Genomic DNA, 22,836 nt, shown 5'->3' with positions numbered 1-22,836 from the left:
TCGGTCAGTAGCGGTACGCGCCCATGTTCATGGCATGGCTGACGGCAGGTGCGTTGCCTCCACCAGTCTTGGTCTGGACCTTGGTCACCTTGCCCTGCTGGTTGACCTGAATTTCAACCTTCACAGGGATCTGGCTACGCTCGCCGTAGTGGCCATCCATCACGCGCTGGGCGTAATTGCGGGTTTCCTTGAACGGAATGCGAGAAGCAAATTGCTGCTCGGAAATCTGTCCCTTTCGGGGGTCGCCGATCGACTTGAGCCACTGGTCTACCCTACCTTCGCCCGCGTTGTAGGCAGCGGAAGCAAGGGTCTCATTGCCGTCGTAGCGACGGAGGAGAAAGCCCAAGTGCTGCTGTCCAAGCATCCGGTTGTAGCCCTCATCCTGACGGTACCGGGCTTCATCGAAGGGAATTCCGAGACGAGCTGCCGTGGCTCGGGCCGTTGCTGGCATCACCTGCATGACGCCGATGGCCCCTTTGGGGCTAACCTGGTTCTGTCTGGAACGCTCACCCAGCTTTTCAATTCGGGTTGCGAGATTACCAACGGTTGGCGAGCTTCCACCGCCACCGAACACGTTGCGAGTACCGTCGACTAGGTTGTCGACAGCGTGCTTAAACTTGTCGACAGCCGGCTTGAAATCGCCATGGATCGCCGCATCGAGAGCCTGAGCACCGTCTACGACAGCGTCTCCAATCTTGCCGTCCAGTAGGCGACGGGCGGCTTCCCGAGCGCTGTCATTGGAGCTGCGGTCTTTCAATTGGCCAACCAGAACGCCTTTGCGAGCAGCCCTTTTCGCCATTTCACCATCGGCGTCATTGATGACGACGCCGGTGTCGTCGGAGTCCTTCATGTCGGCTGCGAGTGCTTTGCCGCCTTGGCTAAAGGCAGGCAATGCCGATTCAGGAATGCCCAGCAGGCGAGCTACCGTGCGGCGCCCGCTGGAGTTCTGGCCTTGGATCGCGTTGGCGATCGACGGCAGCATGGCTGCGGTGTCGACAGTGCCGTCCTTGTTGAGTTTCATGCCCACGCCCAGGCGCCGAAGGACTTCAAGCGCCTGTGTGTTACGTCCGTAGCGGGCGTCGTTCAGCGTCTGGGACAAGCTTCCAACGGCACCGACTGCTGCTCCCTTATCGACGCCGACGCGCTCGGCCGCCGAGGAGAACTCGGTCAATGCCTTGGTCGAAATCCCGATAATCTCTGCCGTGCGCGCTAGCTGGGCTGCTCCCTGGGCCCAACTGTTGGTAAACTTGAACGCCGCATAGGCAGCTGCGCCCAGCACGGCGATCGTCCCGCCAACCGCCATGGCCACGCCGCCAACAGCACCTTCGAGCAGGCCGCCAGCTACCGACGCGCTCGCCATGCCTTCCCCCATGGCGGAGGCGGCCTCGGTGACCGCGCCGAACCGGCCGGCCAGGCCGGACGTGAGGGACCGGCCGCCCAGCGCACGTGCAGCCGCCTGCTCGATCCGGCCGAGCGAGCCGATGATCGACTTCGTGCTGCGCGCGGTGGCGCGATCGTTGTCGTTGAACGCCTTCCGGTTGAGGTTGCCGATGCGCTTTTGCGACTGCGCCGCACGCTTTTCGACCGCCTTGAACCCGGCCTCGCTGCGGTCATTGGCGACTATGCCAATGCCAACCCGGGCGACTTCGTCACTCATCCGCCCATTCCAACCATGAATTGAGAACCGACCAGGGCCGGGTGGCTACTTCGTCCGGGAGTTTGCCGAACATCCGGCCGAGCACGATCAGACGTTGGCGCCAGTCAGGCGGCTTCAGTCCAAAAAACGGGCGATGTACCTCGATGCCAGGATCAGATCTCGTGCGCCGATCTTGGCGATGGCCTGGCGGGGGATGCCCGATACGACGGAGACGGCCATGAGGTCGGCTTCCACGCCCTTCATGCCGTCCCATTCACCCCACTGGGCGGCCGTCGGTTCCTTGAGCGAGAGCTCGGTGTACGTCATGCCACCATGCTCGACAGGCTTGCGAAGGGTGATGACCATATCGTCGGGAATGGCTGCGACCTGCCCTTCAGGTGCAGATGCTACGGTATCCATCTTACATGACCTCCTTCACGTCGCGAGATTCGAAGACGACGTTGAAGGTCGCATTCTCGCTGCTAACTTCCACGGGATCGCCGGCGCGCCAGGCATTGCGGGCGATCACATTCTTGCCGTTGGCGAGTTCGAGCTGGACAGTGACGTCGACGGCATCATTCAGATCGGTGATGCTCAGGGCGCCGCTGTCCCGACCCTGCCAGCTGATCATGCCGGCGGTGGGCGTTTCGGAGTAGCCGTGAACGCCGTCCTGGCCGATTAGCGTCTCTCGCTTGTTGGTAGAAACGCGATAGTTGCCTTCGCCGGCGATGGCATAGGATTTGCCGTCGATCGTGATGTAGGCGAAGCCAGCGATAAGATTGTTGTTGGCCATCGTGGTGTCCTCAGGTCAGGCGGAACTGGACCAGCATGGCGAAGACGCGCAGCTGCTCGATCAGCGTGCCCGGCCAGAGGACGTTCACGCGGTTGGGGGTGTTGGCGTCTTTCTCGACGATCAGATTCGCCGCGAAGTCATCCGATTTCTGGACGAAGCCGGCCTCTTCGAGCTCGCGGTATGCGGCGATCTGGTCAGCACGTATGGAAGATGGCGTGACGACTTGGCTGCCCGGGATGAGGCGCGTGCCGTCTGCCGCCAGCTTTACGCGACCGAATTTCGTCTCGATGCGCGATCGCATGAACCGAAGGACATAGATCAGCGTGAACATCGTCTCGAGCTCGAGATACGAGTTATCGCCGTTGCCCTGGCTGTTCGTGATGTAGGTCGTGACGATATTCTCGATCACGATGTTGCCGGTCGGATCCACCTGCCAGGTAGATATGCCGCTGTAGAGCAGGGTCGAGTTGCGAACACCGATCGAAAAGCGCGAGGCGATCGGCGGCGCAAGGATACCGGATACGGTCAAGTACTGGAGGGGCAGCGCCGGATCATCGCGCAGGCTGACAGCGGCCTGGCCGATGATCGCCGCAGCCCAGACCCAATATGGGGAGGGACTGTCATTGAAGCCGATGATCGAGAGGTGCTGGTCGTTCCGGCCAGCACCGAGAGTTGCCAGCGTGCCGGCGGTGCCGCGCGCCGCCGTAAACGCGTGTCCATAGAGCTGCTGCATCGGTGACCAGCGGCCGGTGCTATCGAGAAGCAGGGCCTGGACTGCGTTCAGCGACGTCGCGTCGTTAATGCCCAGGACGATGAAGTCGAAGGTCTTGTCGCCCAGCGCCGCCAGTGCGGAGGCGAGGGACGGGTTGGTCGCCCCGCCTGCCATCGCGACGATTGCGATAGCCACGCCCTCCGGAAGGCTCTCACCCCCGGCGGTTCCGAGATACGATAGCCGCAGGTCGATCTCGTTGCCGACGAGGCCCTTATTTCGGGCGGTGAGGGTGACGACGCCGGCAGCGGCCGCAGCAGTGACAGGGACGGCCGCGGCATTGATAGCCGCGGCGGTATTCGTCGCGATCGCAGCAACCGTATCGCCGGCGGCTACGGTGACCGGTACTTTGGTGCCGGCGACGTAGAGCGGGATCGTGCCGCTGCCGGTAGCCGTGCCGGTGACCGTGAGCTTTCCCGTTGCGGCTGCAGCGCCCTCATCGTCCGAAATCGGAAGAAGCCAGACTTCGCCGGTCTTGTCGTTGTCGCGCCAGGCTTGGACCATTCCGGCGAGCACTGAGCCAGCGCCGGCGCCAGAAATGCCATCGGTGACCGAGGTCAGCTGTACGGGTACGCCCGGAGTATATGTGCCGGCCGCCGTAATCTGGCCGATCAAAAGGCCGCGCTGCGCGATCGGCGTGGTGTTTGCGAACCGAGGATCGAGTTCCGCGTAAAAGAGCGGGACGCGCAGGTTCGAGGGGATGTTCGAGAAGTTGATGCTCATGGGGGCTTACTCCTTCGCGCCCTTGGCATCGCTGGCGCTGACGGTCTCGTCGGCGCCGATCGCGACGTCGCCTTCATCGATGAGGCGGGTCCAGTGCGGATCGTGGGGATTGACGACGATTCCTCGCTCGTCGACGACGCGGCGGGTCACCGGGTCGACAATGCGTCGTCCCGGCACGCTGACTACGCGCATGGCGGTCTCCTGTTACTCGGTGAGCCCGGCGGTCAGGGTGACGGGCGGGTAATTGGTGGCGGTGAGCGAGATCTCTTCGAGATCGTCGGCCTGGATGGGCGCGAAGTTGTCGGGCCCTTCGTAGAATTCGAGATCCAGATCGAGCACGACCATCGCCAGGTGCATGGCACCTTCGGAATTGAAGGCGAACTGGGCGCGGATGCTGGCGATCTGCTGGATCTGTTGGGTCAGCGGGTAGGAATTGACCACCGCCACTTCGACCTGTCGCTTCAGCTTCCAGGCTGCAGCCTCGGCAATGCCGGCGCCGACATCATCTTCCGATGCCGGCGCCTGGACCTCGAGGAACGCGCGGATCGTTGCAGTGGTGGTGAACTGCGGTGCACCACTTCGTGAAATCGATGCACGATTTTCGCTCAGGAGCCGCAGCTTGATCTGCGGGATCGTGGCCTCTTGTGATGGCCAGTCGCCCGGCCGGTAGACGCGATCGCCGGCATCGGTACCCGCAGCCGCGATGGCAGACTGGACGAGATCGAGGAGATCCAGAGACGTGGTCATGCGGTGGTCATCAGTTTGAGCAGCACGTGGCCGTGGCCATCAGGGATCGATTCTCGAACCACGTAGACCTTTCCCGTCTTCACGATCTGCACCCGGTCGCTTTGCTGCGGTGGGGCGGGCAGGGCGCTTGTCCGGATGCCCAGAACGGGGCGACGCTGAGTGGACGTCTGTCCGTCCTGATCCAACTGCAGATCGGTGGATTCCTCGTCGAACACCGCGTCGGGGATCGTCACTGGCGTGCCCCCGCGCGGTGTGTAGATGACCTCGTCGCCGAAGAGGCCCATGGTCGGGCCCAGGACGAGGTCATCCCAGTCGATCGACACGGATCAGACCTCGTCCTTGCGGACGCCGTCTTCCTGATTCACGGCCGGGCCCGAGGTCGACACCGTGACAGTGCCGTCTTCCTCGGTGAAGAAACCGCGATCACGCAGGTATTCGCCTTCCTCGATATCGAGAGTGACGGACTCGCCAGGGCCGTAGTCCTTGCCGTTGACATGAACCGTGCGGCGCGGGGCAACGGTGAATTCGGCGGTATTGCTGTCCTCGGAAGCGGCACTGTCTTCCGAGGACGTGGAGATGTTCTTGGCGGTTGCCATGATCGGTATCCTTCAGATCGAGGGTAGGTTGCGGGCCGGGCTCAGAGCACGGTGGCGCAGAGGCAGGCGTTGACGCGGCTCGGGATGACAATCGGCGCCGACTGCATCATCAGCATCTGCTGCGCTGGATCCTCCTGGATCCAGGTCTTCGGCGCATAAGCCATCGCGCCGTAAGCGAACCGCGGGTCGATGATCATGCCGAAGGCGCGGGTGCCCATCAGCGCTTCGCCGCCCGACATGATGACAGTGCCATCGGTCAGCATGGGCTGCTCGGCGCCGTTCGCGTCGATGTACCAGTCGTTGTAGAGCCACAGGTCATACTGGCCCCAGCGGCCCTTGTAGACGGCACCGGCCTTTACCTGCGAGCCCGGGTTGACCTCATTGCCCTGGCTGGCGAGCGCAGGATAGTAGATCGCGCCCTGGACGCCCTCGGCCTGCAGGAACTTCGCCCACGGGGTGGTGGTGAAGACCAGGTCGGTGACGACTGCGCCGGACGACTTCAGGATCGCCGCGGCCCAGGCGTCGATCTGGCCAGTGATGTTCGTGTCGCGGCCGGCAGCATTCAGAGTCTGGCCCCAGCGTGCGGCGCCGGTGAGGGCGATTGTCAGGGTGGAGGCGCGACCGAAGTCGATGACCGTGGTCGGGAAGCCATCGCCCGAAATCGTGATCGTGCCGGTCGTGAGCGCGCTGGCGGCCATCCATTCGAGGCGGCGGTTCACCATGTCCACCTGATCGCCCATCTCGAAGTTGAGATTGGCCATCATTCGCTCTTCGCCGGTGAGCTCGCCACCGATACGTTCACCGATCTGGCGGCGAACCGGCTTGCGCAGATCCGGCGCGCGCTTGTCCTTGATGTAGGCCGGCTTGAACTTGTTGGTCAGATAGCGGCGCTGTTCGACCAGCTTGCCTTCGACCAGGGGCGAGCACATCGGCGACATGCGGCGCAGGCCGACGTCGACGTCGATCGCGACTTCCTCCGTGTCGAATTCGACGATGTTGGGGAAGAAGCGATCGAGCAGGAAGTTCTGCGCGACCTTGAGGTTGGGAACGACCTGGACGATTTCCGCGGTCGTGTACGAGAGAGAATCGGCCATTCGGCCCTCCTGGAAAAGAAAAGGGCGCCCGGAGGCGCCCTAGAATGCTGTTGGGATGAAGGGCCCGATCAGGTCGGGTCGGCGGCCGAGACCGAAGTCTTCAGGTAGATGTTCTGGGCTTCGAGCGCGGAGGTCGCAGCGGCAAGGGTGATGCCCGTGCCCAGAATGACCGCGTTGCCGTTGAATTCACCCATCTGGTAGATGCCGGCGAGAACTGCGGCGCCGCTCGCGTCGACATCGTCGGCCAGGATCGCGACAGGTGTTTGCGTACCGTCCGCCGATGCCGACAGTGCGGTTTTGTAGGTGCCGTCCGTCGAATTCTTGCCGAGCACGGTACCGCGCTTCAGCGCGCCGGCGCCGGCCGCGATCGTCACGGTCTTGGTGACGATCTTCAGGTCGCCGGCGATCAGCTGGTCGGGGACGAAAACATCCTGCGACATGCCGGGCTGGAACGGGTTGTTCCCGTAGTTGGTAGGGGTGACCATGGTGTTTCTCCTGGGCCCGGCGCCTTAGCGGCCGGCCTTCTTCACGGCGGCGGCAACGCGCGCGCCAAAGTTCGGTTTGGCCGAAGACGAGGGCGCGGTGTCCGCGCCGGGGCGTGCTTCACGGCGAGCGCCCATGCGGGCATCGAGGCCGGAGCCACGCGGAGCTTTACCGGTACCGACAGTGCCGAGGATGCGGCCAGCTTCGGCGCTGCTGTTGCGCGTGCCGAAAGCAAGGGTGGCGGCGAGATCCGGACGCGCGCCGGCACCCTGATGCAGAAAGATGCGGGAGCAACGCGCGTTTTCACGTGCTCGACCTAGAGCGATGCCTTGGCGGAATGCCTTGCGCTCGTCCTCTTCCATTTCCTCTTCGGCATCGATGTCGTCATCGTCGCCGTCGTCGGCCTCAGGATCCTGATCTTCGTCATCATCCTCGGCGCGTTTTGCCTTCTTGGCGCGCTTAGCCTTTTTGCCCTTCTCTTCGGGCTCGTCCTCGCCTTCCTCGGCGCCAGGATTCGGCTCGTCCTCGGACTCTTCTGCCTCGGGGATTTCGGTTTCATCGTCCTCGGCGCGCTTGGCGCCACGGAAGCTGCCAAACAGGTGGGCGAACGGGGACGTTCCCGTCGCCAGGGTTTTCTTCGACATCGGGTGTCTCCGGCTATTCTGGTGGTCAGGCGACCTCGGCGAGCAAGGCCGCGAAAGCCTGCTCGGGCGCCATCACCGCATCGGCCAAGCCGTTGGTGACGCCGAGTGCGCCCATGAAAGTCCCGGCCTTCAGGGCCTTGACCTTGTCTGTGGTGAGGCCGCGAGCACGTGCGACCGAATCTGCGAAGATCTCGCCCATGGCGGAGATCTCGGATTGAAAGTTGGCGAGGGCCTCGGCGCTGAGCGGGATCTCCGCATGGCCATCGGCCTTTCGCTCGGCCCACTCCGGGGTGATGAACGTGACCTTCAGGCCCGCTTTGGACAGCGCTTCCGACCAATCGACATGCATGCAGATGACGCCGATCGAGCCGGTGCCACCCGTACGAGGGACAATGACCTTGTCGCCGGTCGACGCCAACCAGTACGCGGCCGAGTAGGCGCTTTCCGACAGGATCGACCAGACCGGCTTGTTGCCGCGCATATCGAGCATGGTTTCGAAGAGATCGGCGCAGCCGGCGACTTCACCCCCGCCCGAATCGTAGACGCAGGCGATCGCTGAAACGTCGGGATCGTCATGCGCCGTGAGATAGGCCTGACGGATGCCGTCATAACCGGTCATGCCCGAATAGGGGCGGAGCGAGCCGAGCTTGTGGACCAGCGTGCCGGACACAGGGAGCACCGCAACGCCGTTGAAGACGTCGTAGCCCGGGTCTGCCCGCGTCTCGCGACCGCCGGTGAAAAAGTCGTCGTCGTCATCGAACCACGCTTGCGGCCGGACCGGCGCACCTTCGAGGTGGGCGATGCTGGTAATGCCTAGCCGCTCTGCCAGACCCGCCATGACAACCTCGGCCTTGCGAGGGTGGATGGCGAGCGGCGTGTTGAACAGGCGCGTGGCGAGGTTGGCAAAGCGGGTCATTGGGGAGACGGATCCTCGATCGTCTTGTTCGCTGGCACGTCGTTGAGGCCCATGCCTGCCCAGCTGGGCGGCTCGAGCCCGGCTTCGCGGAACCGGCGGATGGTGTTCTTGCGGGCAAGGATCATGTCGTCGCCGTCCACGCCTTGCTCGGCGCAGATCTCGTCGTAATCCATGACCGCGGCGTCCATGCCCAGGATCGCGCCCTTCACTTCGTTCACCGGATCGATCCAGCCACGTCCGGGCCCAATCCATTTGGCGCGTGAATACGCTTCTGGGTGTTCCAGGAACTCCGGCGCGCCGGCGGGCAGGGGGAGATCGTCGATCTCGTGAGCCTCTTCCACGAAGGCCCCGAAGATGGGCTGGCAGAAGCCCGACGCGAAATCGTCGCGCCGGCGGGTCATTGTCTTCCAGAACTCCAGCATGGCGCCGCGCGCCGAACTGTAGTTCACGTCGCTCCAGTCGTTGCTGACCTGCTGGGCGGACATGCCGGCGGCCGAAGCGACATTGCGCAGTACTGCCTTTTCGAAAATCCCGAAGTTCGAAGACGGACGCTTGGCATCGAGCGTCTTGATGCCTTCGCCCGGGAAGAGCTTGGGCAAGATCGATCCCGTTCCGGGAACGCGGATGTTGGCCTGCTCGTGGTAGTCGAGACGCGCGTCCTGATAGGCGCCGAGCTTTTCACCGCCTTCAAGTGCTTCCTGGGCAAACTCCTGGTCGAAGGGGCTTTCCAGCCAGGCACCAAGGATCGCGTTGAGGATGGCCGAGTCCAGTTCAGCGATATCGTAACGATATAGCATCTTGAGCCGGGTCATCACCGGGCCAAGGATGCCGACGCCACCGCGGTGCTGGTTGGAGCGCTCCGTATCGAAGTCGTGGACTATGACGGGGCGGCCCCAATCGGTCTCACGTTCAATGCGATCCCAGCGGAGGCTGTCGGAAGCGGAGAACCAATCCCCTTGGTGCGCCCGTCGAATGTGGTACGCGACAGTGACGCCGTCGTCGTCGACCTCACAGCCGCCGCGCATCAGCTGATCGTCGAACTTGTAGTTCGGGTTGGAAAGCCGATCGGGGTCGATCATCTGCAGCGCGGTGGCGTATCGGGCTCGACCGCGGCCTAGGCGCTCATTACGCCATTGGACCATCGCAAGGGCATCGCCGTCGATCAGCTTGTGGCGAAAGCCGAGGCGAAAGAGTTGCGATGCCGACTGCCGGCGCTGAACGTCGCACCAACGACCCCGGCTGTTCGCCCAGGTGCGGTAGCTGGCATCGAGCGCCTTCGAATACTCGTACGCCCACTGCTCGTCGAAGCCCTTGATGCCGGTCAGGATTGCGAGGGCGCGATAGTCGGGCTTTGCGATCGGGCGGAAGTTTGCGCCGACGGCATTGTCCAGGATGCGGGTGACCGCACCTGACGCCCAACCGTCGTTGCGCACCAGGTCGCGCATGCGCGCGACGATCGTATCGCGCCACGGATTGAGCTCGCCGTCCGGCGACCACAGGTACGGCTGCCATTCCCGGGTATGGGATCCCAAGAGGTCCGCCGCATCGTAGGGCACGTTGCGGCCGCCGCCGGCGAGACCCATGGCCGGCCTGCGGGCCGGGGCCATGGGATTACCCTGTGCGTCGAGGATCCTTACGGGGCCCTCCATCAGTAGGTAAACCGGAACGCGCGGCGGCGCTGGCGCATGCCGAGCGCGGCTTGCAGCTGCGCGATGAGTGCGGTGCATTCTGCAACGGTGGTGACGCGCCTGGTCACGGCCTTTGCCCCGTCGCCTTGGGAGTAGGACACGGAGGCGAAGGCCTTGCCGGTCTGAAGCTCGATCAGCGCCTGCTGGGCGGCAGTGAGAGCAGCCTGCAGCTGCTCGCGCGGCATGCCCGCAAATACGCTCATGTTATCCTCCTCGGGCCAGCATGGCGCCCAGTGATCGCTTCTTCGGCCGCTCCGTGGGGGCGGCGGTTATGGTTGGGCCTGCGGGCTCGGTGTTTAGTGCGGCGGTGGTGTTGTCGGCCGTCGGCAGGACGGTTTGGCCTTCGACGACTGCGCCCACGCGCTCGGCCTCTCGGTTCAGCTTGAAGCCGCGGTGGATGAGACCGTGGAGTGCAGCGTAGGCGTAGACGCGGCAGTCGAGCGCTTCGTTCGCCCGGCCGCCAGGGAGTTCCCAGATGCGGAACTTCTGGCCGCCGACCATCTTGATGACGATCCGCTCGGCCGTGAGCTGGGCGAAGTAAATCGCATCACGCTCGACATTGAAGTGCATGTAGCCTGGGCCGGGCTTGTCCTTGCCCAGATAGTTCCGGATCGTGTCCTTCGCCGCGTTCACGCCGACGATGATCGGCCGATAGGTCTTCTTACTCCGAGAGGTCGGGCGTTTCGTCGGCCAGACGGGATTTCGCTGACCGGTGCGGGCGCTTTCGCCCTTTACGCCCCAGATGAACCGGCCGAGGCGGGCTTTCGCGAATTCATAGACGGCATTGGTATGGTGACCGCCGGTGTCGATGCAGGCTGCATGGATCGCGAACGGTCGACCATCGGCGCGGTGAAACTTCTTCTGCAGGTACTCGTCCAGGCGCGCTTGGAGCCGGGGATCGTCGAACTCGCCGTCGAAGATCTCGTAGTCAATCGACCAGCTTTCTTCGTCCCGGCCCCATCCGACTACTTCCAGTTCGACGCGGTAGTCCTGCACGTCGATGCCGATCGTGATTACCGCGACACCATCCGGTACCTGGGCAGCCCAGATTTCCCGCCTCGCGGTGAGCGAGTCTGGGTCCATGTCCTTGCCGACGTTTTTCCGATACGTCTTGGCAAGCTGGGTGTTGTAGAAGGTCTGCTTCCCGTCCTCATCCGTAGCAGCGAGCCATTTCGCCGCTTGCTTAGAGGGTGCATCGTTGGCCCAAGGGCTGAAGAGTTTTCCGGCCTGAAATCCGGCATGTTCATTTGAGACTGCCCAGTCACCGCAATCACCGCATCGAGCGCGATAGACCGCATGGCGAGGGCTTTCCCACCAGTCCCAGATCAACCCAATGGGATCTCGCAGGCCTTTCTTTACCGCATCAGCATAAGCCTGCTGAGGATCCTGCCGTTGGTTGCAGCAGACGAATGGACGCGTTTGGTGCCAGCGAATAGTCGCCAGAGCGCGCAGACGCTGACCTTCGGTCCAGCCCCTCTCGCACTGCTCGCAGTAAACTAGGGCCGTCTCGGGTCTGTGGGTATCTTCGCCATCGCCCTTTTCCCAGTGCACGTGAGAAAAGAAGTCTGGGAACTGGCGATGCCCGCATTCGGGGCATTCGACAGAAGCCCGGCGCTGATCCGACGCGAGGTAACGGACTTCGATCTTGCTCTCGCCCGTGACCGTTGGGGAACATACCGCGACGTTGAGGGAGTTGGATTCAAAGGTTGCCTGTCGCTCCTCGACGATGGCGAGTGGATCACCCTCCTTCAGCGGCAAATACTTGTCGACCTCGTCGCACAGGACGATGCGGACGGGTCGGCGGGCAAGGTTGTCCGGACTGCCGGCGCCGACGATGCCTAGGAAGCCGCCCGGGAAGGCCTTGTAGTCGATCGTGTCGCCGGCATCGCGGGACTTGGTCTGGCCGATCAGCTTCTTCAGAACCGGCGTGGCTTTGATGAACGGTCCGACACGTTCTTTGGAGAACTGTTCCGCAGCCGCATCTTTCGGCTGCACGATCAGCATCGGGCAGGGATCGAGGTGGGCGTGGTAGCCCACGATGTTCTCGATCAGCGTAGTCTTCAGCAGCTGCGTGGCGACCATCGCCGAGATCTTGCGCACCCCGGGTTCGGTGGCCGCCAGCATGGGCCCGCGGGCGATCTCGACGCGACCGGTGCGATACTTCCCCGAAGTGCTGCCGGCTTCGCGGGCGAGGACGCGGAAGGTATCGGCCCAGTCCGGCAGGCTAATACGCGGTGGCGGTGTCCATCCCCGGCGCGCTGCGCGCCGAAGGCGTTCAGCTTTCTCCGTCGCCGGTGAAGTCGAGCAACGGCTCTCCGAGCTCGTTGAGCTGCTGATGGACATAAGGTTTCAGCGCTTCCGCGAGCTTGGCTCCGTCGATGTCGAGATCTGCGGCCAGGAGCGGGGCGAACCGGCCGGGCCAGGCCATCCAGGCATCGCGCGCAGCGCGCCGGTCTTCGAAGATGACCGCTTCAGCGACCTCGATCTCGACGAGCTTGTCGGCCTCCTTCTGGGCGACGAGCAGGTGCTTCAGGGCGAGAGCGTTCTCCTTGATCGCACTGGCCTGGACCTTGCTGCGGAAGTGGCCTGCGAGCAGCTGCTCGATGAAGCCGCCGGCGATGTCCTCGTCGATCTCGCCGTCGTCGGCCGCTGCGCGAAGATCGTCGACGACTTCTTCAACCGTGGCCGCAACCTCGCGCGCAACCACACGTCGGTTGCGGGTTGCGGTTGCGGGGTCTGGTTGCGCCGTCTGGGCAGCCTCTTTGAAGCGGCCGAGGCCGGCGTCGCGCATGCGAACATCCGAGGCGGTGACGTCTATGCCGTCTCCGTAAAAGACCAGAACTCCGCGGGTTTTCCACTTCGCGGCAGCTTGCCGGCTCGCACCATGCATGGCGGCGTAGGCGGTCAGCGATACCGTCTTCATGGCGCCCCATCCGGGTCAGGTTGCCCCCCGCAACCAACTTTTTGAACCTGTAGCTGGGCACACAACACGGTCGCGCAATACCCACGATGCAAAGGCCCTGGGAGGGACCCAAATCGGTATGGAGGGGGCTCAGTCGCCGCCCCAGCCTTCGGATCGGCTGCGGGGGCAGGGGGGCATCCGGGTTGGCCGGGGCAAGCCAGGCGGCCGCTTCACCAGGTGAAGTCGATCAGCGCCCCACTGCCAGCTGTTTCCGGTCGCCGATGCATAGACATCCCGGCCAAACCAACCAGCGACACAGCCGATCAGATCGACGATGAACCAAGGAATCATTTCCGTCCCCTTGTGGTGGAGAGCGCCTGGCGGAGAGCGGCGCGGAATTCATCCCGAGCATTGCGGGTGATATACGTACGCGCCCGTTCATAGAAGAGCAGGTGCTTGGACGCTTGCGTGGTGTCGCTGAAGCGGATGAGCAGCTTCAGGCCGGATTGTGTCGGGCGGGCTGAAGCACGCTTCCTACGGCCGACGTTGGCCGCTGAAGGGCGTTGCCAGACGCCGGCGATCTTCTGGCCGCCCTTTGTGGTTACCGTGCCCACGAACACATTGGGCTTTCCCTTGAGCGTCTTGAGCTTGTTGCGGGCCAGGTTGCCGTATTGGTTGGTCCCTGCCGCCTTCGGGACGAGCATCGTGCGCTTCGTACCGAGAGAGCGATCCCCACCGTAGACATAAGGCGCGAGGTACTGGGCCGCGATATCCTTGGCGTTGACGTAGGCGATCGGCTTGGCCTTCGTCGCCGGCTGCATGGCGAAGGCTTTCTGCGTGAAGGGGGTGGGGTTGTCGAACGTGTCGATGACAGCACGAGTTTCTTCGGCCGATACGCCTTTGGCCAGGCGGGTCAGCGCGAGGGCCTCGGCAAATGGCATCTGCTCGGCGCCGAAGGCGCGGGCAGCGCGTTGGAGTGCCGACAGATCAAAATCCGCGCGGATGGCGACCACGGCTGTGGAACTAGCCGGCTGCCACGTCGATGGCGATCGCTGTCCACGCGGCCTTCGGATTGGGCCGTCGGTACATGCGGACATACCGCTTGGAACCGACCACCCGGATACTATCCCGGATCGCGCGCATGGCTTCCTGCCAGCGAGCGTCTTCAATTTCCAGACGCAGCAATCCGAAGAGATCGTTTCGGTTGATGCGGCCCTGGTTGTCGACGTCAAAGGCGCGGTTAATGATGGCCCGGATCTCGTCGCAGCTACCAGCGGACCATTCGCGAAGGCAATCGTCCACCAGGCCTTTGGCCACCTGCAGTTCGGGGCCAAAAACGACGTTTTCGCTCACCTGCACGCAGATCTTCAACAGCCCGTCGAAGCTGGTGAAGGTGAGATTGCCTTTCGACCCGCCACGGCGCGCCGAATATTCCTGCTCGAGCAGGCGGACGAATTCGTCCACTTCGTCCAGGGTCTTCTGCCGGAAATCCGAGACCAGGGCGGAGAGAGGCAACGCACCGTCGATGATCCGCCGAACGATCTCGTCCTGCAGTTTATCGGCCGTCTTGACGGTGCCTTCAGGAATTAGCGATCCATCGCCGGAGATGAAGTAGGTATGGCCGTCGATCGACCTACGACCCGGTGAGGCCTGATCCTGTTCGTTCATTTGGCGATACCTCGAATGTTTTGCACGGCGGCCGTCAGGCTTCGTCAATCGTGAGGAGGCAGACGGTCACGAGTGTTCTCGGCGCCGGCGCAAGGTGGCGGTCGACATGGATGATGACGGCGTCAGCCACGATCGTGTCGGCCACGTCGAAGAAATGGTCAGGGAATGCGGCGATAAACGTTTCGCCGTGAACTGTGTTGGGGCCGCCGGAAAACTGCAGGGCAATCGTGTGGCGCTGGCCGCTGAAATTGGCGGAGCCCCATGCCTTTTCGCAGTGAGTTACGAGTTCGGCGGCCGGTCCCGCGAGTTGCAGCACATGCGAAAGGACGAGCGACAAGGCTTAGAATCTGGACGCAGCCATGTCGGACGCGACATCCAGATGAGGCGTGGGCTGCTTCGCATTCGCCATTGCACGGCATGCGCTGATCTCGGCGACAACTTCGCGCAGCCAGGCGCGCGAGACGGTCACGGCATACTTATCGTCGCCATTGGCGAGCAGCGATGCACGGCGAAGGTCGATCATGCCGGCGAACCTCGATTACTTCGGAAGGCGGCGGTGATCCCGCGCGCTACTTTAGCGGCGCGCTCCTCGAGCGCGTCGTAATGGCGGGCGCTGCGCACGCCCAGCTGGAGTTCCGCTAGGATCTCGTCGAGCTCGCTACGCTCCTGGTCCAGCTGAGCCGCAAGACTCGGCCGAGCGGCTACGCGGCCACGCACGGTGAGCGACGCTTGACGAGGATCGACTTGCAATAGGCCGGATCGTCGCTGCGGGAGGGCTTGGGAAGGCGATAACTGCGGCGGCCGAACGGCAATGGGGGCAGCTGGCGCGCTACTGCGCGCTCTGCTTCTTCCATAGCCTGCGTCGGAGTGAGGCCCAGCTCCAACTGCGCCAGATAGGCGAACTGCAGGGCGGTCGCGACGCGAACGTTCGGAACCGGCGTGAAGCCGACGGAGGCGCGTGCCCTCGCACGCTTGTCGAGGATATGAGCCTTCTTCGTCATGGAGCTTCCCTTGTCGACGCAAAAAGCCCGCCAACCTGGTGCGGTGGGCGGGCTTTCTCGGGTTCAGACTGCCGCCCACCGAGGTTGGACGCAGCTATCGCGGGGGCAGATTTGCCGCTTCAGGTGACGAAATGGGAGGGTCTATTTTGCGCAGGGGGTCAAAGAATTCCCGCCTGGGCGGCAGCGAGCGTTGCATCGTCGATCATCTTGCAGGCCTTGATCGACAGGCGGTCCCATAGGTCGAGCGCATCGATCAGGATCTTCTTGGCCCTCGAATTTCGCATGCCGAACCGTTTCGCCGCAATCGATATTCCGGCGTCGTCGAGGATGACAGCAAAAATCAGACCCGGGTGATCGACAGTTCGGCGCCAATTCGAATAAGCGACCTCCGCACGCACGGTCCCGAGCTTTTCGACGATCCTGGCATCGCCCCGGCCACTCTGGTCGACGCGTGTTTCGAAGCTGACTGTGCTGACGGTGACATCGCCAGTGATGCGAGCATGCGTCGCGGCGATGGACACAGCTGCGGAAAGCTGGACGGCATCGATGTCGCCTGCCTCAAACAGTCGGGCCACTGCACCTTGCCGCGTCACGGCCGCCTTGGCGTGGGTCTCGGGCGTGCCGTTGGCTTTGTGGCCCCAATCCTTGAGGGTGCGCGCGTTGTAACGCTGAAGCCTATCTTCCTCGCGCGCCTGACGCGGGTGCCGCTCCGCCCAGCGCCGATGGGCCGGGCTCAACTGGGGTGCCGGCTCTGCTGCACGTTCCCTGATGCGCCGCGTCTTACTTTTTCCCATTGCCTTTGTGTCTCCGCCCTAAGGATAAGGGTGGTAGTCCAGCATGGGGGGCGCGAGCAGAGATGAATCTGCGCAGGGGGGAAGGGCCAAGCCTTGCGGTTCGTCGATCTGCCAACCGAGCTCGCGCAGTTGGCGGATCGCATCCTCAACTTGGGTAGGTAGCGAGAGCCCGCGCGGGCCTGGCTTGCGGAGCACCTGGCCGGATTTCACCAGCGACTTCACGAGCTGGCGCGCCCGCGTTGCGCTAATCGCGAGACCGTTTGCGATCTCGCCGTAGGAGGGGCTCTCGCCCCACTGGTTGATGTAGTCTCGGACGAAAGCCAGCACCAAAAGGCGCCGGCTCGTCATTTCAGGCCTCAGCCGAAGCGAGGCGTCAGTAGCCACCTCGCGCATCGGCGTCGTGCTTCCCTGTTTTGCCCATGATCTGCCCCAACCCCGCAGGGCAGAACATAGCAAGAATTTCTGAGATTTACAGAGGCGGCGTACGCGCAGCTTCCGTGGCGGCAATGGCCTTGCGGATTAGCGAAGCCGCCTCTTCCAGCTCTCGATCGACATCAATGCCATCCCGTGCGTGGAGTTGGCCAATGCTGCCGATCGGAGCCAACGCGAAGATGGCGCCATGTTGCAGCCGCCGAAGGCCATCCATCACGTTTAGTTCCTCGAGCGGCGCTATGATCGCTCGTCGTACAGTTTGGGCAAGGTAGCGGCTATCCCATTGAGCTTGTTCGCGCCGAGCATGTTCGATGCGGCGAAGGATCAAGCGCAAATCTACGAGGGCGGTTTCGATCGGCACCGGTGCCGGCGCATCGGGCGCGGAGAACTGCGCGATTATGCGATGGAGCCACGATTGGGCATTGGCGGAAACTGCGTGAATGGTAGAGGCAGCGGTAGCCATGGACGATCTCCTATCGATCGGTTGTGGTCAGGGCGGCAGAGAGGAGCGAACTCTCTTGCCGCCCGAACTTTATGCGCGCATAAAGTTGGCATGGCAACACTTAATACGCGTAAAAAGTCTGTCATGGGTAGGCCAAGGGTCGACAGCGAAGAGGTGAGTGTGCGCATTAAGCGCGACCAGCTCGCGGCGATCGATGCTTGGCGCGCTATGGAGGAGGATGCGCCTGGCCGTCCCGAAGCTATTCGGCGTTTGGTTAAACTCGGTTTGGATAAGGGGGGAAGTCGATGAGTCTCGGCGATGTATTTATGGGCCGAGTTCGTTAGGTGTGCTCTCTTTTTCGCTTCTTGCGACTAGCGTGGGAGCCGCTGGAGTCATACATTTCCAAGAGTCGCGTTGAAAGCTGTACGCGCGCATTCTCGCGCATTTCCGTTGCCGTTTGAATCCCTTCGAGGATATTAATCGACATACCGACTGCGTTTATCCGTTCTAGTACCACGACATAATCTTTTGCTTGGCCCATCGTGGATCGGTAGATCAGTAATAAAGTGCCGCCGATAATCTGAACAATGACGCCGGCAAGGGCTGCAAGTGACGCTGGTTGGATGGTGCTGGGGTCAGTAATTGATCGCCAAACACCGACCCCGATCAATCCCATGCCAAACAGCATCACGGTAACTGTCAAAAGATAAATTGACGATACCTGCCGAAGATTGCGGTCGAGGTAACTTTCGAGTTTGATACGGGCGAGATCCCACGCGAGTTGGGGCTTCTCAGGCTCTGCTCGCACTCGTTCCTGGAGTTCGACAACCTCTTCATCTTCGCGGACTTTGTTGCGAAACTCAAAGCTCAGAATGCCGATGTTGAATGACAGGAATGAGATCAAGGCCATGATGGCTGGAAAAAATATCAGTTCGCGGTGAACGTTGTTGACGTCCATGGCGATGGCGGTCCCTACCCACAGCGGCACACCAAACGCTCCGAGTCCAACAGCCCAGCGTTCCCCCCGTTTGCCTGTTTTGATCACGCCCATGATGGTGAGCGGGTCAAACCCCAGCCCGAAAGCCCGAAAAGGCTGTAGTATTAGCGACAACTATCTTCTCCCCCTCACACACAACATTGCGGCTGACACGCTTTGGCGTGGAAAGCGAGTTCCCATCGGCGCGTCCATATCAGGGGATTGCAACATTTTGCGCAGCCGTGTCGTCCCACAAAATTTCCATTGGGTGTGCGGTGTTGGTTGCATCGACCCGCATAAGATGTGCAGCCTTTATCGACGATGACCTCATGGCGTGTGCTACGGTTCGGGCCGCAGCGCGACGATCCCTCGCAGGCAGTAAGGTCAAAAGCTCAATCGCGAGGGGAGTGAGGACAATCCCCGGGACGCTGACCATGAAGTTCGGTTCCGCGTCGAACCCGATCGCGACATCGCCCTCGATCATGAATGCTTTGCCTTCGTCATTGCAGACGAACCTTTTGGTCAATCCTGGTGTGCCAGTGACACCTTCCAACAGACCTGCGGATTGCATAGCAATCAGCTGACTGATGTCCTGCTGTTCTTCCGGAACCGCTAATATCTTCGGGATTACATAGCTGAATGACGAGTTCGCGATCTCGGCAAAATTAAGTGCGTCGACCTGCGAAAATTCTGACAAGAAGCGAAGTGTTCTAAGAGAGTACCTGCCGGGTGTACGCACTTCGCCGGCCAAAACTCTTCCCCATAGATTTTGCATCCGTTCAGATGAAGCATCCTCAGCGTAGCGTTCGAAGACGTTCAGCCAGTCATCATCAATCACTTCGGTTGGTGCGGTCTCAATCACATCCGGGCCATCCTTGGCATGAGACGACAAGTCTTCAAGCATCGCCACCGCAACCGCCTCTCTATTGGCCTGCTGCCGATACGATTTTCGAACAAGGACGCCTATAGCGCGCTCAAGAACCTCAGGATTGGAACCGACCTGATCCGCGGCCGCCTTTGCTATCGCGCCTTCGACCAGCTTGAAAGCTTCTGTTTGAGCATCAATCTTAGCTTTCTTCTGCGCCAACCAGGCGACAGGGATATCGATGATTGCTCCCCCAAGTCGATCAAGCGCCTTCGCGCTGGATGGTACCCATGCCTTGGGAACACTGCTGATCGCGTCTGCTATTCTGGCGGGGAGATCGTGATGACCTTCGTTGTCCATCTGAAATTAATCCTCAACCTATTTGGAGCGAGTGTTCTAAAATTGGATGACGCATTAGACAGACGCCGGAGTTGGACTTAGCGGCGGATACACCCTCCGCCGTGTTCTGCGCGCAGGGGAACAGGCGCGCGCGAAAGCGATCGCTCCCGTGCGCGCCGTCAAGGTTGCTTGCGAGTGACTAAAGCCTGGCGTCTATCCAAGCCCATACGTCCTTATTCAGCCAGCCTGCGTGTTCACCCCTGTTCATCTTCGAAACGACTAGGCGGTCATTGTCATCCAACTTGACGCGCAAGTCATTGTTCAATGCCGAAGCGGTGGCTGTTGACTGCAAAAACCATACAGTCTCAAGTTGAGGGTCTCGGATAAAAGGATAGCGTTGAAGGTGCGTAATGAACGCAGCGCGCGCGGCACTATAATTCGACTTTTCTTTGTTCAAATTCCAGCTAACAACAAAAACACTCATTAGAACCACCCTGTTGGCATGGTCCTATTCGCCACAGCTTCCGCCCGCTGCACCCTCCGGCCCCCTTTTTTGAGAGGGAGCCGAAGGATGTGGTCAGGTTACTTGTCCACGATGATCGGGAAAGCGCGCTTGCCGTATTGGCGAGCGTAGATGCGCTTCCCATTCTTCGTGATCCAAGGGCGCCAGATCACGCGCTTGCCGTCAGGCACGGAAGTATGGGTCATATGGACCTCGTTTATCGCAGCCCGATGGTCTTTGCGTCTGTCTCGTGCTCATGCTATGCATGAGTTCTCACCACTCGATCAGAACGCTCACCTGCACAGGGGCCGCGGTTCTGTGACAGGATCAGGGAGAGTTGATCATTCGAACAGCTCTCCCTGGATTCCTTCAATCTTCACTTCTGTCCACCGGCGTTCCGCCAGTTCATCCGACACGTTGTATTTCGCCGCTACGTGCTTCGCGCTTCGGCATTTTCGAACTCCATCTGTGGGCACCAGCCACAAATCAGCAAAGCGATCCGCCTGCCACTCGGGATCTACCCGAGTGTCGTTACGTGTTCGTTTCGCGAGCATGGGCGTCTGAGCCGAGTGCAGAACGAGGTGGCCAAGCTCGTGTGCAGCCACGTGCCTCGCCTCTCGATCTCCGTGACAGAGACCAATGTAGGTGCTTTCAGAAAGGATGATCGTTTGTTGCCCGCCAGTCGCTGTCACGCCTGCCATTCCCGGCATTTCTTCATCGGGCAGGACATAGAAGTCGAACCCTGGGAGGACTTCCGGCAGGACCAGTTCGAGAAGGTTGACCATCTGCACGTTTTTAGCGCCAAGTCTAAACGCATGTCGCAGAGCATTTGCGTGTGACTCAATCTCTCGAAGGGTCATCGGGTCAACTGCCTGGAAGAACCTACCCATTGCTTCAGCCCTCTTCCAACAGCTTTAGAATTTTCGCTTTGTTTTTCCCGGACATTTTTGCGAAGCCATTTTCAAGCGCGTGAGCCACTTTCCTATCGAAGTGTCCAGCACCTGCCTCGAGGCGGATTTTAAACTCTTTTACGGACCAAGCAGCGGCTTCTCGCAGCTCCGCCTCATCAGCTGTACCCAGGTCAAACCCTGCAACAATGGCAGCGATTAATCGGTCAGGAATGGGTTTCTTTCCGGTCTCTACTAGGCTGAGGAAGCCAGGCGTGACGCCGGCAAGGTGCGCCATATCAATCAGCAAAATACCTTTAGTTCTGCGGATTGCGCGCAGCTTCTCGCCGAATGGTGTCCACTTCCCTGCTCCTTCTAACTGCCCCACGGCACCCAGATCGGTAGCCATGCTTACTCTCCTTTGATGTGACCACCCCCAACAGAGGTCGACGAAGTAAGGTTTACCGCATTTGGTAAATTTCTTCAATATGATTTTTTACCGAATCTGGTAAAAGCCGACACGGACCTCGGAACATCGATGAGCGTATAAGGGCGGATATACCCTCCGCCGTGGTTGAGCCGCAATGCGGCGTAATTCCGCCATTTCTGCCGCAGCCGAAAAAGCCCCGTACCCCCGCCGCGTACCCCGTGTTTTCCGCCTGTCAGGCGGCCGCCGCGATGCGCTTTACCCCCAACTCGTGCGCGCGCTCTCGCACCTGGGCGAGATCGTGATCGATCTGCATGCGCATCAGCGTGCCGGCCTGGACGCCGAACGCTATCTCGAAACGCATCGCCATCTCGGCCGAGAGCGCCGCCTCGCCGTTGAGCAGGCTGCTCATGGCAACACGGGTAACGCCCAAGGCCTCGGCAACTGCAGAGAGGGTAAGGCCGTACGCTTCGACAAACTCCGTCCGCAGCCACGGGCCCGGGTGAACGAAGAACGAGGAATGAACCTTGATCGCCATTACGCTGTGATGATCAGGCCGCAAGCCGGTCGACGGCAGAGACGATCTTCCGCCATTCACGGCTTCGTGCGGTGGGCTCACGCTTCTTCTTGGTCGCCTTTATCATATCCGTTGGCGGCCAGCGGTAGACCCAATGATTCACGTACTGCAGGTCGGCAATTTCTCCGGCAGCATTGATGTTTTCCACGCGCTTGCCGGTTTGGTCGTGGGCATCAACAACCATCATGTTGCGGATGATCGCCTGGCGCGGGCTGTGGACGCGAACAATAAAGGGCGAGATCTCGGCCGGCGTTGCGGCGGCGCGGTAAGCGTCCAGCAGCACACCGGATACCGCATGCGGACCAGCATAGTCGAAATGCTCCGTTACCAGGACGAGCACGAACTGTTCGATGGTGCGATCCCATGCCCAGAACAGCCCATCGGCCCGGAAACCGAGCTTTTGCAGGGCGTCGTCAAATTCCTGGCCAGCCTTTATCGAGGCAGGCGGAAGCGCGTCTCGATCCATCTGTTCACTCCGTTTATGCCAGTGGCTGCTTCGACCATGTCTGAAGCAACCTTTCTAGGCATCGCATTGGGATTGTAGCCTTCACCCCGTTGCCACGAAAGAGTGACATGAAGGGCAGGTGCCACCGGTTCCGAGATTACCTGATTCAAATCCACGCCTGCTATATCCAACAGCCGGTGGAGAACGTGCGTGTAGAGTTCGCGGCGTTCATGCCTTTCCGGCCAGCGGTTGAGGCGTTCGGTATGCATGATAGCTGCCTTCAGAGTGCACTCCACAGAAAGGCCGGCATGAAACCAGCCGTTATCATACTGACCGGCGCCGAGAAGCGTGCGCGCGGTTTCAGCGTGGCGATCGGCGACTGCGAGCCACTCGGAAACTGACTGAGGATTTGGCATGCTCACGTGCCCAGCCAACTCCTTTTCTCGTCTAATGCCATCGTTTGCTTCGCTGTTAACCGCAACGGGTGCTC

The 22,836-nt window shown here is 61.4% G+C and carries 32 protein-coding genes; all 32 read right to left on the bottom strand.

What is annotated here, in order from left to right:
• Window positions 1-4: 4 nt before the first annotated feature.
• The 32 genes from WBP07_RS12720 to WBP07_RS12565 all read right to left on the bottom strand — a co-directional run bounded on the left by WBP07_RS12720 (window position 5) and on the right by WBP07_RS12565 (window position 22,762).
• Entirely contained in the window at window positions 5-1,657 is a 1,653-nt protein-coding gene (locus WBP07_RS12720; protein WP_395391496.1) for a transglycosylase SLT domain-containing protein, read from the bottom strand.
• Between the two features lie 114 nt (window positions 1,658-1,771).
• A complete protein-coding gene (locus WBP07_RS12715; RefSeq protein ID WP_395391495.1) occupies window positions 1,772-2,056 on the bottom strand; it encodes a phage tail assembly protein in 285 nt (94 codons plus the stop codon).
• A gap of 1 nt (window position 2,057) precedes the next feature.
• Entirely contained in the window at window positions 2,058-2,429 is a 372-nt protein-coding gene (locus WBP07_RS12710; RefSeq protein ID WP_395391493.1) for a phage tail tube protein, read from the bottom strand.
• 10 nt (window positions 2,430-2,439) lie between these two features.
• Window positions 2,440-3,921 carry a phage tail sheath subtilisin-like domain-containing protein gene (locus WBP07_RS12705; protein ID WP_395391491.1) on the bottom strand — a complete coding sequence of 494 codons (1,482 nt, stop codon included), beginning with the start codon at window positions 3,919-3,921 and terminating at the stop codon, window positions 2,440-2,442.
• 6 nt (window positions 3,922-3,927) lie between these two features.
• Window positions 3,928-4,113 carry a hypothetical protein gene (locus tag WBP07_RS12700; RefSeq protein ID WP_395391489.1) on the bottom strand — a complete coding sequence of 62 codons (186 nt, stop codon included), beginning with the start codon at window positions 4,111-4,113 and terminating at the stop codon, window positions 3,928-3,930.
• A gap of 12 nt (window positions 4,114-4,125) precedes the next feature.
• Window positions 4,126-4,668 carry a hypothetical protein gene (locus tag WBP07_RS12695; protein ID WP_395391487.1) on the bottom strand — a complete coding sequence of 181 codons (543 nt, stop codon included), beginning with the start codon at window positions 4,666-4,668 and terminating at the stop codon, window positions 4,126-4,128.
• The gene (locus tag WBP07_RS12690) at window positions 4,665-4,991 is read right to left on the bottom strand and encodes a hypothetical protein (protein ID WP_395391486.1); all 327 of its coding nucleotides are present in this window, start codon (window positions 4,989-4,991) and stop codon (window positions 4,665-4,667) included. The genes WBP07_RS12695 and WBP07_RS12690 overlap by 4 nt, the downstream gene beginning before the upstream one ends.
• Window positions 4,992-4,994: 3 nt before the next feature.
• Window positions 4,995-5,264, bottom strand: a complete 270-nt coding sequence (locus tag WBP07_RS12685) for a hypothetical protein (RefSeq protein ID WP_395391484.1) — start codon at window positions 5,262-5,264, stop codon at window positions 4,995-4,997.
• A 41-nt stretch (window positions 5,265-5,305) separates the two neighbouring features.
• Entirely contained in the window at window positions 5,306-6,358 is a 1,053-nt protein-coding gene (locus WBP07_RS12680) for a major capsid protein (protein ID WP_395391483.1), read from the bottom strand.
• A gap of 68 nt (window positions 6,359-6,426) precedes the next feature.
• Window positions 6,427-6,843: a head decoration protein gene (locus WBP07_RS12675; protein WP_395391481.1), complete on the bottom strand. Its 417-nt coding sequence runs from the start codon at window positions 6,841-6,843 to the stop codon at window positions 6,427-6,429.
• 24 nt (window positions 6,844-6,867) lie between these two features.
• Complete coding sequence (locus tag WBP07_RS12670) at window positions 6,868-7,485, bottom strand: hypothetical protein (protein WP_395391479.1); 618 nt, start codon at window positions 7,483-7,485, stop codon at window positions 6,868-6,870.
• Between the two features lie 25 nt (window positions 7,486-7,510).
• Entirely contained in the window at window positions 7,511-8,401 is an 891-nt protein-coding gene (locus WBP07_RS12665; protein WP_395391477.1) for a S49 family peptidase, read from the bottom strand.
• On the bottom strand, window positions 8,398-10,050 hold the full coding sequence (locus WBP07_RS12660) for a phage portal protein (protein WP_395391475.1): 1,653 nt from the start codon (window positions 10,048-10,050) through the stop codon (window positions 8,398-8,400). The genes WBP07_RS12665 and WBP07_RS12660 overlap by 4 nt, the downstream gene beginning before the upstream one ends.
• Window positions 10,050-10,292 carry a gpW family head-tail joining protein gene (gpW, locus tag WBP07_RS12655; RefSeq protein WP_395391474.1) on the bottom strand — a complete coding sequence of 81 codons (243 nt, stop codon included), beginning with the start codon at window positions 10,290-10,292 and terminating at the stop codon, window positions 10,050-10,052. The genes WBP07_RS12660 and gpW overlap by 1 nt, the downstream gene beginning before the upstream one ends.
• Window position 10,293: 1 nt before the next feature.
• Window positions 10,294-12,312, bottom strand: a complete 2,019-nt coding sequence (locus WBP07_RS12650; RefSeq protein ID WP_395395790.1) for a phage terminase large subunit family protein — start codon at window positions 12,310-12,312, stop codon at window positions 10,294-10,296.
• 52 nt (window positions 12,313-12,364) lie between these two features.
• The gene (locus tag WBP07_RS12645; protein ID WP_395391472.1) at window positions 12,365-13,012 is read right to left on the bottom strand and encodes a hypothetical protein; all 648 of its coding nucleotides are present in this window, start codon (window positions 13,010-13,012) and stop codon (window positions 12,365-12,367) included.
• A 326-nt stretch (window positions 13,013-13,338) separates the two neighbouring features.
• The gene (locus tag WBP07_RS12640; protein ID WP_395391470.1) at window positions 13,339-14,004 is read right to left on the bottom strand and encodes a hypothetical protein; all 666 of its coding nucleotides are present in this window, start codon (window positions 14,002-14,004) and stop codon (window positions 13,339-13,341) included.
• Window positions 14,005-14,014: 10 nt separating this feature from the next.
• Window positions 14,015-14,659 (bottom strand): DUF3164 family protein, encoded by a 645-nt coding sequence (locus WBP07_RS12635; RefSeq protein ID WP_395391468.1) that lies wholly within the window; start codon window positions 14,657-14,659, stop codon window positions 14,015-14,017.
• Window positions 14,660-14,693: 34 nt separating this feature from the next.
• A complete protein-coding gene (locus tag WBP07_RS12630; protein ID WP_395391466.1) occupies window positions 14,694-14,996 on the bottom strand; it encodes a hypothetical protein in 303 nt (100 codons plus the stop codon).
• Window positions 14,997-14,999: 3 nt separating this feature from the next.
• Window positions 15,000-15,182, bottom strand: coding sequence for a hypothetical protein (locus tag WBP07_RS12625; protein ID WP_395391464.1), 183 nt, complete (start codon window positions 15,180-15,182; stop codon window positions 15,000-15,002).
• A 178-nt stretch (window positions 15,183-15,360) separates the two neighbouring features.
• Window positions 15,361-15,660: a hypothetical protein gene (locus tag WBP07_RS12620; protein ID WP_395391462.1), complete on the bottom strand. Its 300-nt coding sequence runs from the start codon at window positions 15,658-15,660 to the stop codon at window positions 15,361-15,363.
• A 158-nt stretch (window positions 15,661-15,818) separates the two neighbouring features.
• A complete protein-coding gene (locus WBP07_RS12615; RefSeq protein ID WP_395391461.1) occupies window positions 15,819-16,181 on the bottom strand; it encodes a hypothetical protein in 363 nt (120 codons plus the stop codon).
• A gap of 291 nt (window positions 16,182-16,472) precedes the next feature.
• The gene (locus WBP07_RS12610; RefSeq protein ID WP_395391460.1) at window positions 16,473-16,847 is read right to left on the bottom strand and encodes a LexA family protein; all 375 of its coding nucleotides are present in this window, start codon (window positions 16,845-16,847) and stop codon (window positions 16,473-16,475) included.
• A 76-nt stretch (window positions 16,848-16,923) separates the two neighbouring features.
• On the bottom strand, window positions 16,924-17,247 hold the full coding sequence (locus WBP07_RS12605; RefSeq protein ID WP_395391458.1) for a hypothetical protein: 324 nt from the start codon (window positions 17,245-17,247) through the stop codon (window positions 16,924-16,926).
• Between the two features lie 421 nt (window positions 17,248-17,668).
• Entirely contained in the window at window positions 17,669-18,439 is a 771-nt protein-coding gene (locus WBP07_RS12600; protein WP_395391456.1) for a hypothetical protein, read from the bottom strand.
• Between the two features lie 79 nt (window positions 18,440-18,518).
• Window positions 18,519-19,529 carry a DUF2806 domain-containing protein gene (locus tag WBP07_RS12595; protein ID WP_395391455.1) on the bottom strand — a complete coding sequence of 337 codons (1,011 nt, stop codon included), beginning with the start codon at window positions 19,527-19,529 and terminating at the stop codon, window positions 18,519-18,521.
• Window positions 19,530-20,090: 561 nt separating this feature from the next.
• On the bottom strand, window positions 20,091-20,216 hold the full coding sequence (locus tag WBP07_RS12590; RefSeq protein WP_395391453.1) for a hypothetical protein: 126 nt from the start codon (window positions 20,214-20,216) through the stop codon (window positions 20,091-20,093).
• Between the two features lie 135 nt (window positions 20,217-20,351).
• Window positions 20,352-20,795: an ImmA/IrrE family metallo-endopeptidase gene (locus WBP07_RS12585; RefSeq protein WP_395391451.1), complete on the bottom strand. Its 444-nt coding sequence runs from the start codon at window positions 20,793-20,795 to the stop codon at window positions 20,352-20,354.
• Between the two features lie 109 nt (window positions 20,796-20,904).
• Window positions 20,905-21,306: a helix-turn-helix domain-containing protein gene (locus WBP07_RS12580; RefSeq protein ID WP_395391450.1), complete on the bottom strand. Its 402-nt coding sequence runs from the start codon at window positions 21,304-21,306 to the stop codon at window positions 20,905-20,907.
• Window positions 21,307-21,559: 253 nt separating this feature from the next.
• A complete protein-coding gene (locus tag WBP07_RS12575; RefSeq protein WP_395391448.1) occupies window positions 21,560-21,862 on the bottom strand; it encodes a HigA family addiction module antitoxin in 303 nt (100 codons plus the stop codon).
• Window positions 21,863-21,875: 13 nt separating this feature from the next.
• On the bottom strand, window positions 21,876-22,367 hold the full coding sequence (locus tag WBP07_RS12570) for a hypothetical protein (protein WP_395391447.1): 492 nt from the start codon (window positions 22,365-22,367) through the stop codon (window positions 21,876-21,878).
• Window positions 22,334-22,762, bottom strand: a complete 429-nt coding sequence (locus WBP07_RS12565) for a HEPN domain-containing protein (protein WP_395395789.1) — start codon at window positions 22,760-22,762, stop codon at window positions 22,334-22,336. Before WBP07_RS12565 ends, WBP07_RS12570 begins: the two co-directional genes overlap by 34 nt.
• Window positions 22,763-22,836 lie beyond the last annotated feature (74 nt).

This window comes from Novosphingobium oxfordense, assembly GCF_044029435.1.
Lineage (GTDB): Bacteria > Pseudomonadota > Alphaproteobacteria > Sphingomonadales > Sphingomonadaceae > Novosphingobium.
The sequence above is the reverse complement of the archived record's forward strand: the minus strand, read 5'-3'. Positions and strand labels throughout refer to the sequence as shown.

Coding starts and splice junctions, on each gene's coding strand:
- WBP07_RS12645 (WP_395391472.1), bottom strand. CDS start 13,012: ATGAAGACGGTATCGCTGACCGCCTACGCCGCCATGCATGGTGCGAGC.
- WBP07_RS12705 (WP_395391491.1), bottom strand. CDS start 3,921: ATGAGCATCAACTTCTCGAACATCCCCTCGAACCTGCGCGTCCCGCTC.
- WBP07_RS12625 (WP_395391464.1), bottom strand. CDS start 15,182: ATGATCGACCTTCGCCGTGCATCGCTGCTCGCCAATGGCGACGATAAG.
- WBP07_RS12580 (WP_395391450.1), bottom strand. CDS start 21,306: ATGGCTACCGATCTGGGTGCCGTGGGGCAGTTAGAAGGAGCAGGGAAG.
- WBP07_RS12685 (WP_395391484.1), bottom strand. CDS start 5,264: ATGGCAACCGCCAAGAACATCTCCACGTCCTCGGAAGACAGTGCCGCT.
- WBP07_RS12720 (WP_395391496.1), bottom strand. CDS start 1,657: ATGAGTGACGAAGTCGCCCGGGTTGGCATTGGCATAGTCGCCAATGAC.
- gpW (WP_395391474.1), bottom strand. CDS start 10,292: ATGAGCGTATTTGCGGGCATGCCGCGCGAGCAGCTGCAGGCTGCTCTC.
- WBP07_RS12590 (WP_395391453.1), bottom strand. CDS start 20,216: ATGACCCATACTTCCGTGCCTGACGGCAAGCGCGTGATCTGGCGCCCT.
- WBP07_RS12715 (WP_395391495.1), bottom strand. CDS start 2,056: ATGGATACCGTAGCATCTGCACCTGAAGGGCAGGTCGCAGCCATTCCC.
- WBP07_RS12700 (WP_395391489.1), bottom strand. CDS start 4,113: ATGCGCGTAGTCAGCGTGCCGGGACGACGCATTGTCGACCCGGTGACC.
- WBP07_RS12610 (WP_395391460.1), bottom strand. CDS start 16,847: ATGCGCGAGGTGGCTACTGACGCCTCGCTTCGGCTGAGGCCTGAAATG.
- WBP07_RS12695 (WP_395391487.1), bottom strand. CDS start 4,668: ATGACCACGTCTCTGGATCTCCTCGATCTCGTCCAGTCTGCCATCGCG.
- WBP07_RS12620 (WP_395391462.1), bottom strand. CDS start 15,660: ATGACGAAGAAGGCTCATATCCTCGACAAGCGTGCGAGGGCACGCGCC.
- WBP07_RS12660 (WP_395391475.1), bottom strand. CDS start 10,050: ATGGAGGGCCCCGTAAGGATCCTCGACGCACAGGGTAATCCCATGGCC.
- WBP07_RS12565 (WP_395395789.1), bottom strand. CDS start 22,762: ATGCCAAATCCTCAGTCAGTTTCCGAGTGGCTCGCAGTCGCCGATCGC.
- WBP07_RS12675 (WP_395391481.1), bottom strand. CDS start 6,843: ATGGTCACCCCTACCAACTACGGGAACAACCCGTTCCAGCCCGGCATG.
- WBP07_RS12635 (WP_395391468.1), bottom strand. CDS start 14,659: ATGAACGAACAGGATCAGGCCTCACCGGGTCGTAGGTCGATCGACGGC.
- WBP07_RS12595 (WP_395391455.1), bottom strand. CDS start 19,529: ATGGACAACGAAGGTCATCACGATCTCCCCGCCAGAATAGCAGACGCG.
- WBP07_RS12680 (WP_395391483.1), bottom strand. CDS start 6,358: ATGGCCGATTCTCTCTCGTACACGACCGCGGAAATCGTCCAGGTCGTT.
- WBP07_RS12585 (WP_395391451.1), bottom strand. CDS start 20,795: ATGGTCAACCTTCTCGAACTGGTCCTGCCGGAAGTCCTCCCAGGGTTC.
- WBP07_RS12670 (WP_395391479.1), bottom strand. CDS start 7,485: ATGTCGAAGAAAACCCTGGCGACGGGAACGTCCCCGTTCGCCCACCTG.
- WBP07_RS12710 (WP_395391493.1), bottom strand. CDS start 2,429: ATGGCCAACAACAATCTTATCGCTGGCTTCGCCTACATCACGATCGAC.
- WBP07_RS12570 (WP_395391447.1), bottom strand. CDS start 22,367: ATGGATCGAGACGCGCTTCCGCCTGCCTCGATAAAGGCTGGCCAGGAA.
- WBP07_RS12575 (WP_395391448.1), bottom strand. CDS start 21,862: ATGGCGATCAAGGTTCATTCCTCGTTCTTCGTTCACCCGGGCCCGTGG.
- WBP07_RS12665 (WP_395391477.1), bottom strand. CDS start 8,401: ATGACCCGCTTTGCCAACCTCGCCACGCGCCTGTTCAACACGCCGCTC.